General features: G+C 39.6%; 18 protein-coding genes, 1 tRNA gene and 1 pseudogene. 10 read left to right on the top strand and 10 right to left on the bottom strand.

The features are described from left to right. Nucleotides 1-393: 393 nt before the first annotated feature. Nucleotides 394-1,530 carry a hypothetical protein gene (locus QWZ01_RS08235; RefSeq protein ID WP_290322821.1) on the bottom strand — a complete coding sequence of 379 codons (1,137 nt, stop codon included), beginning with the start codon at nt 1,528-1,530 and terminating at the stop codon, nt 394-396. A 308-nt stretch (nt 1,531-1,838) separates the two neighbouring features. On the opposite strand from QWZ01_RS08235, the gene QWZ01_RS08230 reads away from it, so the two are divergent. From QWZ01_RS08230 to QWZ01_RS08200, 9 genes and pseudogenes are all read left to right on the top strand, one after another. Next, the gene (locus tag QWZ01_RS08230; RefSeq protein ID WP_290322820.1) at nt 1,839-2,186 is read left to right on the top strand and encodes an Lrp/AsnC ligand binding domain-containing protein; all 348 of its coding nucleotides are present in this window, start codon (nt 1,839-1,841) and stop codon (nt 2,184-2,186) included. 88 nt (nt 2,187-2,274) lie between these two features. Continuing rightward, a complete protein-coding gene (locus tag QWZ01_RS25995) occupies nt 2,275-2,358 on the top strand; it encodes a DUF2200 family protein (protein WP_353959405.1) in 84 nt (27 codons plus the stop codon). 95 nt (nt 2,359-2,453) lie between these two features. After that, nucleotides 2,454-3,032, top strand: coding sequence for a TetR/AcrR family transcriptional regulator (locus tag QWZ01_RS08225; protein WP_290322819.1), 579 nt, complete (start codon nt 2,454-2,456; stop codon nt 3,030-3,032). Nucleotides 3,033-3,085: 53 nt separating this feature from the next. After that, nucleotides 3,086-3,862, top strand: coding sequence for an SDR family oxidoreductase (locus QWZ01_RS08220; RefSeq protein ID WP_290322818.1), 777 nt, complete (start codon nt 3,086-3,088; stop codon nt 3,860-3,862). A gap of 110 nt (nt 3,863-3,972) precedes the next feature. Next, the gene (locus tag QWZ01_RS08215; RefSeq protein WP_290322817.1) at nt 3,973-5,010 is read left to right on the top strand and encodes an SDR family oxidoreductase; all 1,038 of its coding nucleotides are present in this window, start codon (nt 3,973-3,975) and stop codon (nt 5,008-5,010) included. After that, nucleotides 5,007-5,435 (top strand): annotated as a pseudogene (locus QWZ01_RS26085) (AraC family transcriptional regulator); the annotation flags it as partial. The gene QWZ01_RS08215 and the pseudogene QWZ01_RS26085, both read left to right, overlap by 4 nt. Nucleotides 5,436-5,521: 86 nt before the next feature. Further along, nucleotides 5,522-5,797, top strand: a complete 276-nt coding sequence (locus tag QWZ01_RS25990; protein ID WP_353959404.1) for a helix-turn-helix domain-containing protein — start codon at nt 5,522-5,524, stop codon at nt 5,795-5,797. 132 nt (nt 5,798-5,929) lie between these two features. Further along, nucleotides 5,930-6,901, top strand: a complete 972-nt coding sequence (locus tag QWZ01_RS08205) for an aldo/keto reductase (RefSeq protein WP_290322815.1) — start codon at nt 5,930-5,932, stop codon at nt 6,899-6,901. Further along, complete coding sequence (locus QWZ01_RS08200) at nt 6,901-7,707, top strand: helix-turn-helix domain-containing protein (RefSeq protein ID WP_290322814.1); 807 nt, start codon at nt 6,901-6,903, stop codon at nt 7,705-7,707. Before QWZ01_RS08205 ends, QWZ01_RS08200 begins: the two co-directional genes overlap by 1 nt. Nucleotides 7,708-8,211: 504 nt before the next feature. Here QWZ01_RS08200 and QWZ01_RS08195 read toward each other — a convergent pair. From QWZ01_RS08195 to QWZ01_RS08155, 9 genes are all read right to left on the bottom strand, one after another. Next, on the bottom strand, nt 8,212-8,850 hold the full coding sequence (locus tag QWZ01_RS08195; RefSeq protein ID WP_353959391.1) for a site-specific integrase: 639 nt from the start codon (nt 8,848-8,850) through the stop codon (nt 8,212-8,214). 41 nt (nt 8,851-8,891) lie between these two features. Continuing rightward, complete coding sequence (locus QWZ01_RS08190) at nt 8,892-9,422, bottom strand: phage integrase SAM-like domain-containing protein (RefSeq protein WP_290322813.1); 531 nt, start codon at nt 9,420-9,422, stop codon at nt 8,892-8,894. Between the two features lie 58 nt (nt 9,423-9,480). After that, the gene (locus tag QWZ01_RS08185; protein ID WP_290324592.1) at nt 9,481-9,591 is read right to left on the bottom strand and encodes a hypothetical protein; all 111 of its coding nucleotides are present in this window, start codon (nt 9,589-9,591) and stop codon (nt 9,481-9,483) included. Nucleotides 9,592-9,910: 319 nt separating this feature from the next. After that, nucleotides 9,911-9,997: transfer RNA gene (locus QWZ01_RS08180), tRNA-Ser, on the bottom strand. A gap of 98 nt (nt 9,998-10,095) precedes the next feature. Continuing rightward, complete coding sequence (locus QWZ01_RS08175; RefSeq protein WP_290322812.1) at nt 10,096-11,088, bottom strand: YihY/virulence factor BrkB family protein; 993 nt, start codon at nt 11,086-11,088, stop codon at nt 10,096-10,098. Nucleotides 11,089-11,099: 11 nt separating this feature from the next. After that, nucleotides 11,100-11,507: an acyl-CoA thioesterase gene (locus QWZ01_RS08170; RefSeq protein WP_290322811.1), complete on the bottom strand. Its 408-nt coding sequence runs from the start codon at nt 11,505-11,507 to the stop codon at nt 11,100-11,102. Then, the gene (mltG, locus tag QWZ01_RS08165) at nt 11,507-12,562 is read right to left on the bottom strand and encodes an endolytic transglycosylase MltG (RefSeq protein WP_290322810.1); all 1,056 of its coding nucleotides are present in this window, start codon (nt 12,560-12,562) and stop codon (nt 11,507-11,509) included. Before mltG ends, QWZ01_RS08170 begins: the two co-directional genes overlap by 1 nt. Nucleotides 12,563-12,583: 21 nt before the next feature. After that, nucleotides 12,584-12,886, bottom strand: coding sequence for a rhodanese-like domain-containing protein (locus tag QWZ01_RS08160; RefSeq protein WP_290322809.1), 303 nt, complete (start codon nt 12,884-12,886; stop codon nt 12,584-12,586). After that, a complete protein-coding gene (locus QWZ01_RS08155; RefSeq protein WP_290322808.1) occupies nt 12,870-13,607 on the bottom strand; it encodes a PASTA domain-containing protein in 738 nt (245 codons plus the stop codon). The genes QWZ01_RS08160 and QWZ01_RS08155 overlap by 17 nt, the downstream gene beginning before the upstream one ends. Before the next feature lie 299 nt (nt 13,608-13,906). Here QWZ01_RS08155 and QWZ01_RS08150 point away from each other — a divergent pair, with 299 nt between their 5' ends. Then, a complete protein-coding gene (locus QWZ01_RS08150; RefSeq protein ID WP_290322807.1) occupies nt 13,907-14,890 on the top strand; it encodes a D-alanine--D-alanine ligase in 984 nt (327 codons plus the stop codon). The last annotated feature ends 73 nt before the right edge of the window (nt 14,891-14,963 follow it).

Here is a 14,963-nt window from a genome sequence, read left to right as displayed (position 1 = left end):
CCTGTAAGTGATTGTAACGTGATTGCAGCAGCGCTCGTACTTGAAATTTTTTCAAGACTTTCATTCTAATAATACCGAGTTATCACATTAGCCAATAAGCTTTCACTGATTAAGTGATTGATTAATATCCAACCCTTATCTAAAAAGCCAAAGTAATGTATGAAACCTGAAACGTAGGCGATGCTGGCAACCAAGACGTACTGAGGTTAATTTATGAGGGCTGGCGACGGATAGCTAAAAAGCTTCACATTTCAACTAAATAATTTTATCCGTCTTTTTTGAACTAAATTGAAGGAAAGAAAACTTATTTGACGATCATATTTCCATTATTTAGCTTTTGTAAATTATAAAAACTGTTTCTGGGCAGATACATTTACCGTTAATAATTACGTGCTAACCGATGATTTTTTTTCGTTTTCTGAAGTGAAGATTACGAGGAAGATTTTTCATCTTAAGATACAGGTGAAATATTAATGAGCTCCTAATAATATAAGGCAATGCCTTAGATAAGCTACTGTGATTGTATTTATAAATTAATCGATCCATATAGTGATTTGCCTGCTGTGAGGAATAAAAAGTGGTAGGCATCATTTTAACTTTATAAATCGACCTGCAATCCTCGCGGAGAGTTGGTATTGTATCTCCATTTTGAAAACCAAGCCATTTTTCATAATAATAACGGTCTTGATTATGATGCGGTTCTGGACAGTTTGATAAATATTTTCCAGTTGCATACCAAAAATTAAACCAGATGAAGCCACCCTCTTTACCCAAATTTCCAGATGGGTTTTCATCTCCAAAGCCAGGAAACATTCCAATTTTTTCTACGCCATTCTTACCCAAGTGTTGGATGTGCTTTCTCCACTTTGAAAATGTCGTTGTCATCAAAGTGATATCTACAAGCGATCTTGAGAAAAGGCCATGTGACATCCCTTTTGAGTGAAAGTATATATATTTACGATCCGGACGTAACTTTGCCAGACTGTGAACTAACTTAATTCCCCCGTACTCAAATTTATTTTCAGTAGAGATGCTTATTGTTGCAGTAGGAATGATGCTTTTTATCAGTTTTACAGCTTCGTCAGACAGCTTATGACTGTCTGTAATATGAACGAATACATCTGCTTCTGAAACTATACCGAAGCTTTTCAATTGTAAAAGTTGCCCAGCAATAATTCCCCGCCAATTAGCAAGGGGATCAATGAAAACGTTGTAGATAATTGAAATTTCTGATTCCGATGAAGACAAATCAATTACAATATTGTCTGAATACTTATCTTCCGTAATATTATAAATCCGGTTTTTGTGGGCAATTTGCAAAAATTTGCGAGAACCTTTTAGAGGATAACGCTTGTTAAAATCATAACTTTTTGGAATTACAATGGTATCATTTTCAACCATTTCAATAATATCTGTTGTTATATCTACAGTACTGCAAGAAGACATATCATTATTGAAAGTTCCGTAAAGAGCGGTAAGATTAAGACGACAGTTTAATTGTAAATTTGCATTGATACTCTCGGATATCATGAATGGTGTATTAAATATTAAAATCTCTTATTGAAAAATATTATCAATTATATCGCTGTTCAAAAGTAGAGGTTTTGTTTGGATTATCGTACTAGACACAAGTATTTAGAATAAAATCTCATATTTCAAATCGTGTATGGAATATGAGATATATAAACTAATTAGCGATACTAATGAAGCCATGCTAAAAAATAAGGCGGCTAATCGAAATATAATATATTAGGGTTTATTTTAAGAAGCATATTCTTTATTAATCCCAATATTGATACAGTAAAACGAAGGATTGAATTCAATTCCAATGATATTTTTTGGTTTATATCATAAAAAACGAAGTAATTTCCCGGAATTTAAGTAACGAGAGTTTAAATAAAATAAACATACTTCTTGTAGACAGGAATTGGGTTTATCTGATAGAACACTCGCAGGAAGCGCTGGCCGGGTTTCAGCGCGAGTTTGTAAAACTGCCCGAAGTGTTGGGGTGTTATCACATGACAGGTGTATTTGATTTTCTGCTACTCATCGCGATCAGCGATATGGATGACTATAACGTATTGCTGATGACCAAGTTGTCTAAGCTTCCCGATGTTGGTAATATGCAGAGTTTTTTTGTGTTGTCCGTAGCTAAAGAAGGGACGGCATTCCCATTGATCCTTTAATTCGCGGCAAGAGCGGTTTCTCGAGGAGCGACCAAGCTTCACTGAACGTTAATACCAGTCTGATCACCGGAATCATGTACGGCTTTAGATAGAGTTCGTCGAAAATCCTTTAACGCAGAAAGTTCGTTATCTCGATAAACTGGTTGATGAATTGGCTAAAGGCAAAGAATGACGCAGGGACTGCGAGGCTAAACAGCATTAAACAGAATAATAATAATGACATTAATCTGAAACAAGTGTTTCAGATTAATGTACCTTTGCTCCGTAATGGGCAGAAACGTAGAATTTGACGAAGCAGCAGCGATCCAAAAAGCGATGGAAGTTTTTTGGAAAAAAGGCTATAATGGTGCTTCCCTGCGCGACCTTACCGATGCTATGCAGATCAACAGCAGTAGTTTGTACAATACCATCGGTGACAAGCAGGAACTCTTCGTGCGCTGTGTACAGCATTACACCGATCTGCGCAGACAGGACTGGGACAAGCGCCTTAACAGTAATAAGTCACCATTTGAAACCTTAGTGGAATACATTCATGAAGCTGTTGGTGTGATCATTAATGGCGAAGACAGTTGTATGGCAGTTAAAAGTGCTTTTGAAGTAGCTACAAACGATCAGCGTGTCAAAGACATTTTGATTGCGGATAATGACCGCGCATACCAGTTTCTTCATGACCTGATCAGAAACGCAATAAAAATGGGAGAGATCAAAACAGATGAAGACCCGGCACTTTTAGCCGATTACTTTAACAGCACCTGGACCGGCTGGTACGAATCTTATATTCTGCACAAAGATCCAATTAAGATCAAACGCATGGCAGATTATTTTATCAAGCAATTAACAAAATAATTTTTTTTAGTCAATTCTGAAACATTTGTTTCAAAAAAAAACAAAACAAAAACATGAAAACAACAGATCTTAGAGGTAAAAGAGCCTTAATTACCGGCGGCACCAAAGGTATCGGCAAAGCGATCGCGGACGAATTAGCTGAAGCCGGCGCCACAGTTATAGTTAGTGCAAGAATACAGCCCGAAACAGCTTCGCATTATTTTATAGCCGCCGATTTGACCATCCCGGCTGATGTGGCCCGACTGACAAACGAAATCAAGGAGCAATTTAACGGTATTGATATACTGATTAATAATGTTGGAGGCCTCACCACGCCAGGTGGAGGCTTTAATACGTTGACCGATGATCATTGGGAACAAGAACTACAGCTTAACCTTCTATCGGCGATTCGTCTGGATAAAGCATTGCTGCCGCAAATGATTGAACAAGGCAGCGGAGTGATCATTCATATATCTTCAGTGGCGGGTAAACAGGCCTTGTGGAACCTGAACTTAGCTTATGCAGTTTCTAAAGCTGCATTAAATGCCTACAGCAAAGCCTTAGCAACCGAACTGGCCGGCAAGGGTGTTCGTGTACTGACTGTAGCACCGGGTGCAACCAAGACCGCGCCGATGCTTGGTTTTATTGAAAGTTATGCGAGTTCCGTTAATATTTCTGTTGATGAAGCCATGAAACAACTGATGGCACAAACCGGAGGTATTCCGATGGGACGTATGGCCGAACCAGAAGAAGTGGCATCGTTGGTACATTTCCTGGTTTCCCCGTCAGCAGCTTACTTGACCGGGAGTATTTACGCCATTGACGGCGGCTCGCTGCCTGTCGTGAGTTAGATTCCTGACCGGGAAATTCATGAGGTTTCCCGTTTTTCTGGACTTCGCAATAAAGTAATTCTGGACTTCCTGCTAAACCTGTCGCTTGAAAAAGCGTTGAAATTTGTATTATGGAAAATTCAGCAAAAGTATTGGTTACCGGTGGGTCCGGTTTTGTAGCTATGCGAGTCATCCTGCAACTATTGCAGCAGGGTTATAAGGTGTGCAACACTATACGTAACAGTAGCAGCAAGGAAAAAATAATAGCTGTACTGCGTGCTAACGGGGTCAGTAATTTGGAGCGGCTTACTTTTATTGAAGCGGAACTAACCAGGGATGACAACTGGGCCGTGGCCATGCAGGGTTGTAAGTACATACTTAGCGTGGCCTCTCCGGTTTTTTTTGAGGGGCCTAAAGATGAAAAGGAAGCAATCCGCCCGGCGGTCGAGGGTATCCTGCGGGTGCTTAAGTTTGCCAGGCAGTGCGGTGTAAAACGTGTGGTGATGACCTCTAATTTTGGTGCCGTAGGATTCAGCCAAACAAACAAAAAACGGGAAACAACTGAGGATGATTGGACAGATGTAAATTTGAAGGGATTGTCTTTGTACGAAAAGTCGAAGACTTTAGCCGAAAAGGCTGCCTGGGACTTTATAAAAAAAGAGGGAGGGAATCTTGAATTTGCGACAATCAATGCCGTGGCGATCTATGGGCCTTCATTAGGTGGCCATATCTCCGGCAGTTTTCACCTGCTTACCAACTTGTTGAACGGTTCAATGAAACTGGTACCCAATATTCCTTTGAATGTGGTCGACGTGCGCGATGTGGCCGATCTGCATATCCGGGCTATGATCCATCCTGACGCGGGTGGCCAGCGTTTTATTGCATCTGCCGACGGACAGATCACCTTACCTGAAATAGCCGCGCTTTTGAAAAACAGGATGCCGCAAGTAGCTGAAAAGGTATCTTTAAAAAAAATGCCTGATTTTATAATTAAAATAGGAGCTTTAATAAATACCCGCGCCCGCCAGGGAGTTGTATTTTTGAATATGAACCGTAAAGTAAGTAATGCGAAAGCTAAAAGAGTTTTGAACTGGAGGCCTGTTGCCAGCCAGGAGGAAACCATATTGGCTGCCGTGGAAAGTATCGTTAAATACGGACTTATCAAATGAGAGCGATAGCGGATAACCTTTCGGCAAGTGTTTTAAAGGAACAGTTTATTCCTGATAACGTGTTTTTATATGTGGTAAAGGGAGAGATCAACTTTTACGATGGCGACAAACGCCACACGCTGGGTTCAGGTGAATGCGGAGTGGCACGGAAAAACCATTTGGCTAAATTCAGGGTGACTAAACTTGAGGGAGGCTTTGAACCCATATTATTTTGTTTTGATGAACCCTTTTTGCGTGCTTTTCAGCAAAAGCATCATGTTATGTTCACCTCTGCCCAAACCAAGACCGCTTTGGTGAAGCTTACCAATAAGGTGATGATCCATGAATTCATTAACTCTATAAAACCATACTATAAGGGAGTGATGGAACTTGACGAAGCCTTTGAGGACTTGAAATACGAAGAACTACTCATTATCTTACTTAGAAATCAACCAGAACTCGCCGGTTTGTTCTTTGATTTTGCTGCACCCGGCAAAATAAACCTGGAAGACTTCATGAACCGAAATTACAAATTCAACGTCAGTCTAATCGTTTCGCCTTTCTCACGGGGCGTAGTTTATCCGCTTTCAAAAGAGATTTCAAAACGATATTCTATGATTCTCCAGGCCATTGGCTGCTTAGGAAACGCTTGCAGGAAGCTTATTTCCTGCTCAGTCGGGAAGGTCAAAAGCCTGCTGACATCTACCTTGACCTCGGCTTTGAAAGCTTATCACACTTTTCTGTAGCCTTCAAAAAAATGTTTGGGTGTTCACCGACAGCAGTAGCTAACAGAAACGATCTACAATGATGGAACTTGCTGCGACTGTAAGGTGATATTTACTTAGATCGGGTATTTTTTAAAGATTCGTTGAGCTAAACAGGAAAGTTATTTGAGCCGTGTACGAAACCATGATGAGCCTAAAATGTTGAACTTTGTATTATGGAAAACATCACAAAAATACAATTAGGCAATAATGGCCCACTGGTGTCAAAGCTGGGTTTGGGCTGTATGCGCATGTCCTCAATATGGGGAGGGCCAACACCCGATGAAACAGAAAGTATTGCAACGATTCAGGAGGCGCTTGACAACGGGATTAATTTTTTGAATACCGGTGATTTTTATGGTGCCGGGCATAATGAAATGCTTGTAGGGAGAGCTATCAAGGGTCGCAGGGCGGATGCCTTTATCAGCGTGAAATTTGGCGCTATCTTTCACAACGGTCAATGGCTGGGGCTCGACCTGCGTCCCTTAGCGATTAAAAATTTCATTAATTATTCGCTGACGCGTCTGGGTATTGAAACTATTGATCTGTATCAACCCTGCCGCATGGATGGCAGTGTTTCTATAGAAGATATTATCGGTACAGTGGCAGATCTGATCAAGGAAGGCAAAGTGAAGCATATCGGTGTATCAGAAGTTACGGCCGACCAATTACGCCAGGCTAATAAGGTTTACCCGATCAGCGCACTTGAAATAGGATATTCCTTAGCCGACCGCCAGATAGAAAGCGAACTGCTGCCTGCCGCTAAAGAATTGGGTGTTTCTGTAGTGGCCTTTGCCAATACAGCCGAAGGTTTACTTACGGGGGATATGAAGGCACCATTACCTCAAAATGATTATCATACCCACTTCTCCCGCTTTCAGGGCGAAAACCTGGTTGAAAATTTAAAAAAGGTAGAAGTATTGAAAAAACTGGCTGCTGATAAGGGTGCAACGCCAACCCAACTTGCTATTGCCTGGGTGAATGCACAAGGTGCCCATATCATGCCTTTGGTGAGTATGAGTAAACGTGTGCGCTTGCCTGAAAATACAGCGGCTATGAACATCAGCTTCAGTGTTGAAGAAATGAATTTATTAAATGATACTTTTGCCATAGGCGCTATCTTAGGCGGAACCTATTTACAACGTTAATGACCAACCCAGCAGAAATACTTCCCGGTGTGATCTTTTATGCTTACCTCTCTGCGGAGCGGAAAGAGAAGGTATGTTTCTGGAACCATAGTACGCTGGTGATGCAGGTTTCCGGACAATTTACTCTGGAAACAACCGGCCAAACCATATCCATGTCAACCGGTGAGATGCTACTGATCGGGAAAAATCAATTGGGAACAATCACAAAGACGCCGCTGGCTGGCGGTAATTATGAAACTATCATTATATCCCTGCAGGAAGATCTCCTGCGCAAGATCGCCCTGGAAGAGAAGATTGAAGGAGTTCAAAAATACGTTGGGCCGCCTAATATATTGATCCCAACAGACGAATTTCTGCAGGGATATTTTCAGTCTATAGTTCCTTATGCCCGCCGTACTTCAGCCGTACTTACCGAGGAAATGGGTATCCTGAAAATAAAGGAAGGTGTTAAGCTATTGATCAATGCCTTACCTGCGTTGCGTAATTTCCTTTTCGATTTTTCTGAACCGCACAAGATCGATCTGGAAAGGTTTATGCTCAGCAATTACCAATTCAATGTTCCCGTCGAGAAATTTGCTCAGTTAACAGGGCGAAGTCTGGCAGGCTTTAAACGCGATTTTCAGAAAACCTTCGGTGTACCGCCTCGGCAATGGTTGCAGGATAAGCGCCTGAACGAGGCTCGCCACCTGATTGAGCAAAAACATCAAAAGCCTTCAGCGATTTATCTTGACCTCGGTTTTGAAACGCTGTCGCATTTCTCCAGTTCTTTCAAAAAAAAATTTGGTAGGGCGCCTACTGCGTTTTAGTCGGGATGCTTTTAAACTAAGGTCAACCTGCGGGCGGTAAACTGCAAAATTATTGTGAGGAATATCTTTGTGATAATTACATCATCGGATCATTAATTCAAAAGAGCACCCTCATCTTGCTGAAGGAGAACAAATCATAGCTGAGGCTTTTAAAACGGTGTCATGACGTATGATTTAAAGCTTCAGCCGCCTTCACTGTTTTTGGACAGTTTTGGGTTGCGCAAACTGATAATCCTTATTTGCCATGATAAGCGAAAAAGCTTTTTCATTCAACCGCTGTTACTGAAACGAAAATTGCGCGAACTTTTGCGGGCATTATACTCATTGGCACGATAAGCGATCAGTTCCGAACGGGTAAAACTCATAATCAGTTTATTAATGCCGGTTATCACGATGTAGACAAAATCACTCTGATCAAAGTAAAAGAAATATAGCACAAAGTTTTTTAACTCTCGTTAAAATTAAGCCTGATATTAATACCGCTGATCATCAGATCATTTAGTTCTATACTCCTAAAGGCAACGCGCCTCGGTGAATGCTGGATCGATCTAAGAAAAGCATAATGAGTGATGTATGATAACCGGCATGCCTTGCCTGATCGATGAGATCTTTAAATAACCTACTGAATCCCATTACGTAAGCTGTATATAGTGAAGTACTTTTTTCACCTTCGTTCCACAGTAATATGAAGCCGTTCGCAGTGTTGATAAACAGAATAAGAAACATCAAGTTTGGATTTTGATATAAAGCTAATTTTCGTTTAAGCTCAATCATATCTTCACTTACTTTTTTATCCAAAATATTGGCATAATGCTGGGTAGTGCGAATATTCTTATGTCTTAACATTTTTGATACACTTTCTATTGATACACCGTTAGAAAATGTTACGGTAGTAGCGAAAGTATGTATAGCGATATGGTAAGTCAGTTCCTTATTTATACCACAAATGTCAGCCACTTCTTTTAAATAGCTATTCATTTTTTGATTGCTAAGCACAGGTAGGATTAGACCGTCATGTATACACTTCAGATCATTTATGTATTTTTTTATCAATGTAAGTGCGGCCGGAAGTAAAGGAATTTTGGAATCCGTATCGGTCTTCTGTCTACTTGTGTGAACCCATTGTTTGTCATCCAAACCCATGACAATTTCAGACCGCTTGAGCTTTTTGACATCAGCGTATGCTAAACCATGTAACAGCTAAACAAAAATATATCTCTTACTAAAGATATCCTGTTATTTACCAGTGTTTTAGTCGCCAGAACTTGAAGCTCTTCTGTGTTTAAATAATCTCGCTGTACTTCTTTAACTTTCATTTTGTGCTTTGCAAACAGATCTTTATCTATCCACCTATTAGCTATACAACTTAAAATGATTTTCTTAAAGTTCTTAAGATACTTTACCCTCAAATTGTTGTTACAGTTTCTTTCCGAACGCAGGTAAAGGTCATAAGATGCAACAAAGTCATGATCTATTTGCTTAATATCAATATCGCTGAAACCGTATTTCCACAATAGAAAATCTTGCTTATGCTTCAGGCTGGTCGTATATCTGTCGTAAGTACCTTTAGTAAATTCTTTTCCTATCAAAGCCTTGACCCGATTATTATGGTCTCTGAAGATTGGGATCTGCATTTTAATATTTGTCTTTTTTTCACCGAAAAGCAGATGTTCTTTAAGGTTGGCCGCTGTTAGTTGCAACTGGTTTTCAATCATTCTTTTGTGAACGTTGTAGACCTGATGCTCCAAAGTCTTTAAGTACTCGTTAAGAGATTTATGCATGCGGTCGAACGAATGCCTTTTGGGCATCCGAACTCCATTTATGTGGCTCGATGTAGCGTTTAGTAGATATTTCAACCCGTCCTCCGTCAATCATTACGTACAGGTAAATAGGGGTAGTTCAGGCATGTGTTTGTTTTGCCTTTTTAACGTAAATAGAAATCCAAAAATTTGTTCATCAAATATCGCTTTAAGTAAATAAAAATAAGTAGTTAACTGGCTGAAGTCAATATGTTGATTTTACGAACATATTGTTATTCAGTTACTTATAAGCGTTCTGGTGACCTTTCTAATGTCATTTTATCAGGTCACCGATTAGGTCACCAGAAGTTTGCGATTATTTGGCTTGTTTTGGTTATTCCTCTAAAGCAAAAAGGCCGTAAAACTTAGTTTTACGGCCTTTTTGCTTTTTATTTAATAAAGTGCGGAGAGCTAGGGATTCGAACCCCAGGAACCTTTCACAGTTCAACAGTTTTCAAGACTGCCGCAATCGACCACTCTGCCAGCTCTCCGGCGACAAAAGTACAAATCCGAACTGAATTACCAAATTTGAATATGCTTTTTTTTTATTTAGTTTATGTTAAGAAATAAACATTTGACTATCAGTGGCTTAATTTTTGCTATGGTCTGTTTTTTTACTCCGAAAGCTGTTAAAACGAGGTTTTACGATCCTGATATTTCGTTTGGAAAGCTCAATACTGGCGTTTAATTCAAAACCGATGAGCAAAATTAATGAGTTTAGGTACATCCAGATCATCACCACAATCAGTGTTCCGATGGAGCCATATACTTTATTGTAGGAAGAGAAATTATTGATATAATATGAAAACCCTAACGAAGTTAGCACGGCCAATGCAGTTGCTAAAATTGATCCGGGATTAATAAACTTCCACCTTTTTTTATGCGCCGGGCCATAGCGGTATAAAACAGATACGGTGACAAAAAATATAATTACAATAACCAACCAGCTCACCACCCAGCGTAAAAAAAGTATGGAATAAAACCAGAAAGTATTTTTACTGGCAAAGTGAAGCTTGATGAAGCTAATGATAGCTTGTCCGCCTACCAAAATACCTATGGCTATGATCAAGGCAAAGCTAATGGCTACAGTAAGTGATAGAGCAACGCCCCGTCTCTTTAACCAGCTACGCTTATCAGTAATCAATGATGACTTATTAAATGCCTTCATGAGATTAGTTACGCCATTTGTAGCAAAGTAAAGGGTTGTTAAAAAGCCAAAGGATAATAATTTGCCATTTTGATTCTTGATGATATCTACAATGGTGTCTTTAAAGGCTAAATACGCATTTGTAGGCATTATGTTGGCCAGTATGCGTAATAACTCCTTCTGAAAATTATCTATAGGTATATAGGGGATAAGTGTGCACAGAAAGATGGTGGCCGGAAATATAGCCAGCATAAAACTATAGGCCAGTGAAGACGCCCGGTTAACCAACGAACTGTTAGTGATCTCTTTGATGAAAAAATCAATAACAGTATATAGCGGTAGGGGGCGAAAGCCGGGAAGTATTATGTATTTTGTCCAGTCAATTAAGTATCTGTAAAACCTAAATTGAAGCAAAAAATGATGTAACCATTTCATTTATACCAAATTTACTCAAAAAATGGTACCAATTTATCTATGAAATCCTGGGGAGGAAGACAAGGACGGTTTGTGGTCATATTAATAAATACCAATAAGGTTTCTCCTTGGTTAATGAGTTCTCCCTTTTCATTACTCAACTCATAGCGGAAATGTATTCGTATGCCCGGCATCTTATCCATGATTACTTTAACACTTATTTCCTCGTCATAAAGCGCAGGTTTTAAGTATTTACATTTTAGTTCCAGCACGGGCATCATAATACCTGATTGTTCCATGCCGCTGTAAGTTAAGCCCAGGCTCCTGAGCATCTCAACTCGGCCAACTTCATAAAATTCGGCATAGTTACCATAATACATGTAGCCCATCTGGTCGGTTTCACCATACCTTACCCTTATCTTAGTTGTATGCTCAAACATTATCGCTTAATGTTTCTATCGTTAAGTGCCTGCTGAAATTTATGAGCGTTCACTAAGTGATCAGCAACATTGGTAGCAAAAGCGTGGTAGCCAGAGAAATCGGCTTTGGCGCACATGTATAAATAATCGTTTTTTTGGTAGTTAAGTACCGCCTTTACAGCATTAACTGACGGCATCATGATAGGACCCGGAGGTAAACCGGTATGCAGGTAAGTATTATAGGGCGAATTGTATGAAAGGTAACGGTTTAATACGCGCTTGATGGTAAAATCATTCAACGCGAAGATCACGGTAGGGTCGGCGTCCAGTTTAATGCCTTTTTTAAGCCTGTTCAGGTATAAACCGGCAACTATAGGCATTTCTTCATCATGTAACGCTTCGGCATCAACAATGGAGGCTAAAATTGAAACCTGGGGAAGTGTAAGATTGATTGCTGCAGCTTGTTGTTTACGCTCGGGTGTCCAAAACTTTTCATAATTGGCATATATCCGTTTAAAAAATTTATCAGCGGATGTATTCCAGTAAAGCTGGTAGGAATTAGGCATAAACATGGTGTACACATTATCTGTAGTAAAACCGTATTGGGTAACATAACTTGCAGAATCAAGCAGGCGAATGATTGAAACCGAATCCGCCTCAATTTTTTTCGATACAAAACCGGCAAACTGTTCTTTTTGCCTTAATCCATGAAATTCAAGCTGAACAGGCTCTTGGGTACCCGAAGCCAGCATATTAATAAATTTACGGTTACCCATACCCGGGTGCAAACGATACCTACCCGGCTTTACTCTTTTTACGTAATTCATATTAACCGCTGCCCAGTTAAATGAGGCAGTATCTTTAACCATTTCCTGTTGTTGAATGGTTTTCAATACCTCATCATAGGTTGCACCTGTATGAATATATAGGTATTCCTGCTTGTCGGTAACGTTGGGCCCAAAGTATTTAAAGTAGTAATTTGCTGCTGTAAAGCCCAGTAATACAATTATAACGAGCACCAGGGCTATGATGAATTTTTTTAATATACCCTTTGATGGTGCTTTTTGTTCAGTCATGATAAATAGAATGTTTGGTAATTATTTTATTTTTTGGATGGCAACTAAACCGGCTGCTAAATTTTTAACATTTTGATAACCATTTTGCTCCAATATAGTTTGTGCGGTTTTACTCCTTAACCCAACTTTGCAGATAACGATGATCTCGTCTGTTTTGTTATAATTTAATTCATCTATACCTTGCTCTAATTTTGGCAAAGGAATATTAGTTCCACCTATGTTATAGGTGTGAAACTCAATTGGGCCTCTCACATCTATCAATTTTAATTGCTCTCCGTTGTTTAATCGGGTAAGCAATTCGGTGGCATTAATTTGCTGGGGCATCAGGTGTTTTTGTTCCTTGTGTAACAGTAAGGTTTATCCGGGTACCAATGCTTGTTTTACTTAACGAGTCAGTTTTCATTGGGAATTGTGAAACTACAACTACATTGGTAGAATCTGTAATGGAACCCTGGTAGGTAATGGTTCCTATGGTTAATCCGGAGCCTTTTATAGCAAATCTTGCCGCATCAAGATCAAGGTTAATCAGCTCTGGTATCTCCACTTCGCTTGCACCTTCACCATCGCCTAAAACCAGGTCTATACGTGATCCTTTAGGTATCTTGGTGCCGGCTTTGATCACCTTACCTGCAAAATGAACTTCCAGAATACGATCCCGGGCAATGTCAGATTTATAGGTTGTATCACCAACTTTTAAACCATAATTTGATAAGGTTGCGATAGCTTCGCGATAACTGCTTTGTTCCAAATCTGGAAGGGAAATGTTAGGAGCCAAAAGGGTAACCATGGTAAGGTAAATGACCCTGCCTTCTTTTACATTTGTGCCCGCATCAGGGTCCTGCTCAACAACGGTTCCCGGTGCTATATCCTGTACATAAACAGAGTCAATTTTATAATCAAAGCCTTGTTGCTTTAACAAATTTGTAGCCTGCTCGATGGATTGCCCCTTTAACTTAGGTACCGGTATTCCTGTGCCATGATTGGTGTAATACCCCAGGCTATAAAAGGCTATTAAAACTACGACTATTACAGTGATAATAGCCATTATAATATTATTGCGAAATGATTTTGTTTTTAAGTAAGCCCCAAATTTGCTCATTGAAGTATATAAGGATATTAACAGTCAAAATAAGTATCAAACATAAGGATTATTTTGGATTTGGACAGGGGGAAGTCTGAAAGTTAGAAAATCCCTGGGTAGTTAAAAGTTGATGGCCTTTAGTCAATTGGAGTAAAGAATCAGCTGTTTATAAAATTTATCTTACCTATTATTTAATTATTAAGTTTAAAGATTTTACTTTCGGGGTTTACTCATTTTAGCTACTTCCGAACACAAATAAGTATATGACAACTAAAAATATAGCCCTTTTAGCCGGTGGTTTTACTGGCGAATACGAGGTATCTGTAAACAGTGCCAAAAACATAGCCGCCAGTTTATCAAAAGAAAAATACAAGGTTTACACCATATACATAAACCGCGACCGGTGGTTTCACGAATCAGAGAATGGGTTGATAGATGTAGATAAGAACGATTTTACGATCACGTTGCAGGGTGAAAAAATCAAATTTGATTTTGCCTTTATCACCATTCATGGTACTCCTGGAGAGGATGGTAAATTACAAGGGTACTTTGATATGCTGGGTATCCCTTATAATACCTGCGATGCCACCACATCGGGCATTACCATGAACAAGGCCTACACCAAAACTTTGGTGAACGGTATACATGGTTTGCATACGGCACATTCCATGCGTTTGTTTGAAAAAGATATGCATGACGTGGCTATAATAGCTGCCACGTTAAAATTTCCGCTTTTTATAAAACCTAATAATGGTGGCAGCAGCGTAGGCATGAGTAAGGTGTATAATGTAGCAACCTTACCCGAGGCGTTGAAGAAAGCATTTCATGAAGATGAACAGATCCTGGTTGAAGAGTTTATTAAGGGCCGTGAATTTAGTATAGGTATTGCCCGTTTGCATGGTAAAATAACCGTTTTACCTGCTACTGAGATCATCACCTCCAAAGATTTTTTTGACTATGAGGCAAAATATACATCTGGCATAACTGAAGAAGTAACCCCAGCCGATTTAACTAACGAGCAGAATGAGCGCATTGCCCGCATCGTTACCGAGGTTTATAGTCGCCTCAATTGTAAAGGTATGGTTCGTATTGATTTCATCTTGTTAGAAGGTACTAATGATTTTTATTTTATCGAAGTAAATACCACTCCGGGGCAATCGGTCAATAGTCTTATACCTCAACAGGTACGGGCTGCCGGGATGGATGTGGGCGAGTTTTATAGCTTACTGATTGAAGGAGCGATTTAATTCGGATATGGGATGCTCAATTCAGAATTTATAGATTTTTAATTAATTATAGAGACGCATATCGCGTCTTTTT

This window comes from Mucilaginibacter aquaedulcis, assembly GCF_030409325.1.
GTDB lineage: Bacteria > Bacteroidota > Bacteroidia > Sphingobacteriales > Sphingobacteriaceae > Mucilaginibacter > Mucilaginibacter aquaedulcis.
The sequence above is the reverse complement of the archived record's forward strand: the minus strand, read 5'-3'. Positions and strand labels throughout refer to the sequence as shown.

Bases quoted from the DNA above. Each gene is read 5' to 3' on its own strand.
- QWZ01_RS08235 (WP_290322821.1), bottom strand. From the start codon at position 1,530: ATGATATCCGAGAGTATCAATGCAAATTTACAATTAAACTGTCGTCTT.
- QWZ01_RS08225 (WP_290322819.1), top strand. From the start codon at position 2,454: ATGGGCAGAAACGTAGAATTTGACGAAGCAGCAGCGATCCAAAAAGCG.
- QWZ01_RS08220 (WP_290322818.1), top strand. From the start codon at position 3,086: ATGAAAACAACAGATCTTAGAGGTAAAAGAGCCTTAATTACCGGCGGC.
- QWZ01_RS08215 (WP_290322817.1), top strand. From the start codon at position 3,973: ATGGAAAATTCAGCAAAAGTATTGGTTACCGGTGGGTCCGGTTTTGTA.
- QWZ01_RS08205 (WP_290322815.1), top strand. From the start codon at position 5,930: ATGGAAAACATCACAAAAATACAATTAGGCAATAATGGCCCACTGGTG.
- QWZ01_RS08200 (WP_290322814.1), top strand. From the start codon at position 6,901: ATGACCAACCCAGCAGAAATACTTCCCGGTGTGATCTTTTATGCTTAC.
- QWZ01_RS08195 (WP_353959391.1), bottom strand. From the start codon at position 8,850: ATGGGTTTGGATGACAAACAATGGGTTCACACAAGTAGACAGAAGACC.
- QWZ01_RS08190 (WP_290322813.1), bottom strand. From the start codon at position 9,422: ATGATTGAAAACCAGTTGCAACTAACAGCGGCCAACCTTAAAGAACAT.
- QWZ01_RS08175 (WP_290322812.1), bottom strand. From the start codon at position 11,088: ATGAAATGGTTACATCATTTTTTGCTTCAATTTAGGTTTTACAGATAC.
- QWZ01_RS08170 (WP_290322811.1), bottom strand. From the start codon at position 11,507: ATGTTTGAGCATACAACTAAGATAAGGGTAAGGTATGGTGAAACCGAC.
- mltG (WP_290322810.1), bottom strand. From the start codon at position 12,562: ATGACTGAACAAAAAGCACCATCAAAGGGTATATTAAAAAAATTCATC.
- QWZ01_RS08160 (WP_290322809.1), bottom strand. From the start codon at position 12,886: ATGCCCCAGCAAATTAATGCCACCGAATTGCTTACCCGATTAAACAAC.
- QWZ01_RS08155 (WP_290322808.1), bottom strand. From the start codon at position 13,607: ATGGCTATTATCACTGTAATAGTCGTAGTTTTAATAGCCTTTTATAGC.
- QWZ01_RS08150 (WP_290322807.1), top strand. From the start codon at position 13,907: ATGACAACTAAAAATATAGCCCTTTTAGCCGGTGGTTTTACTGGCGAA.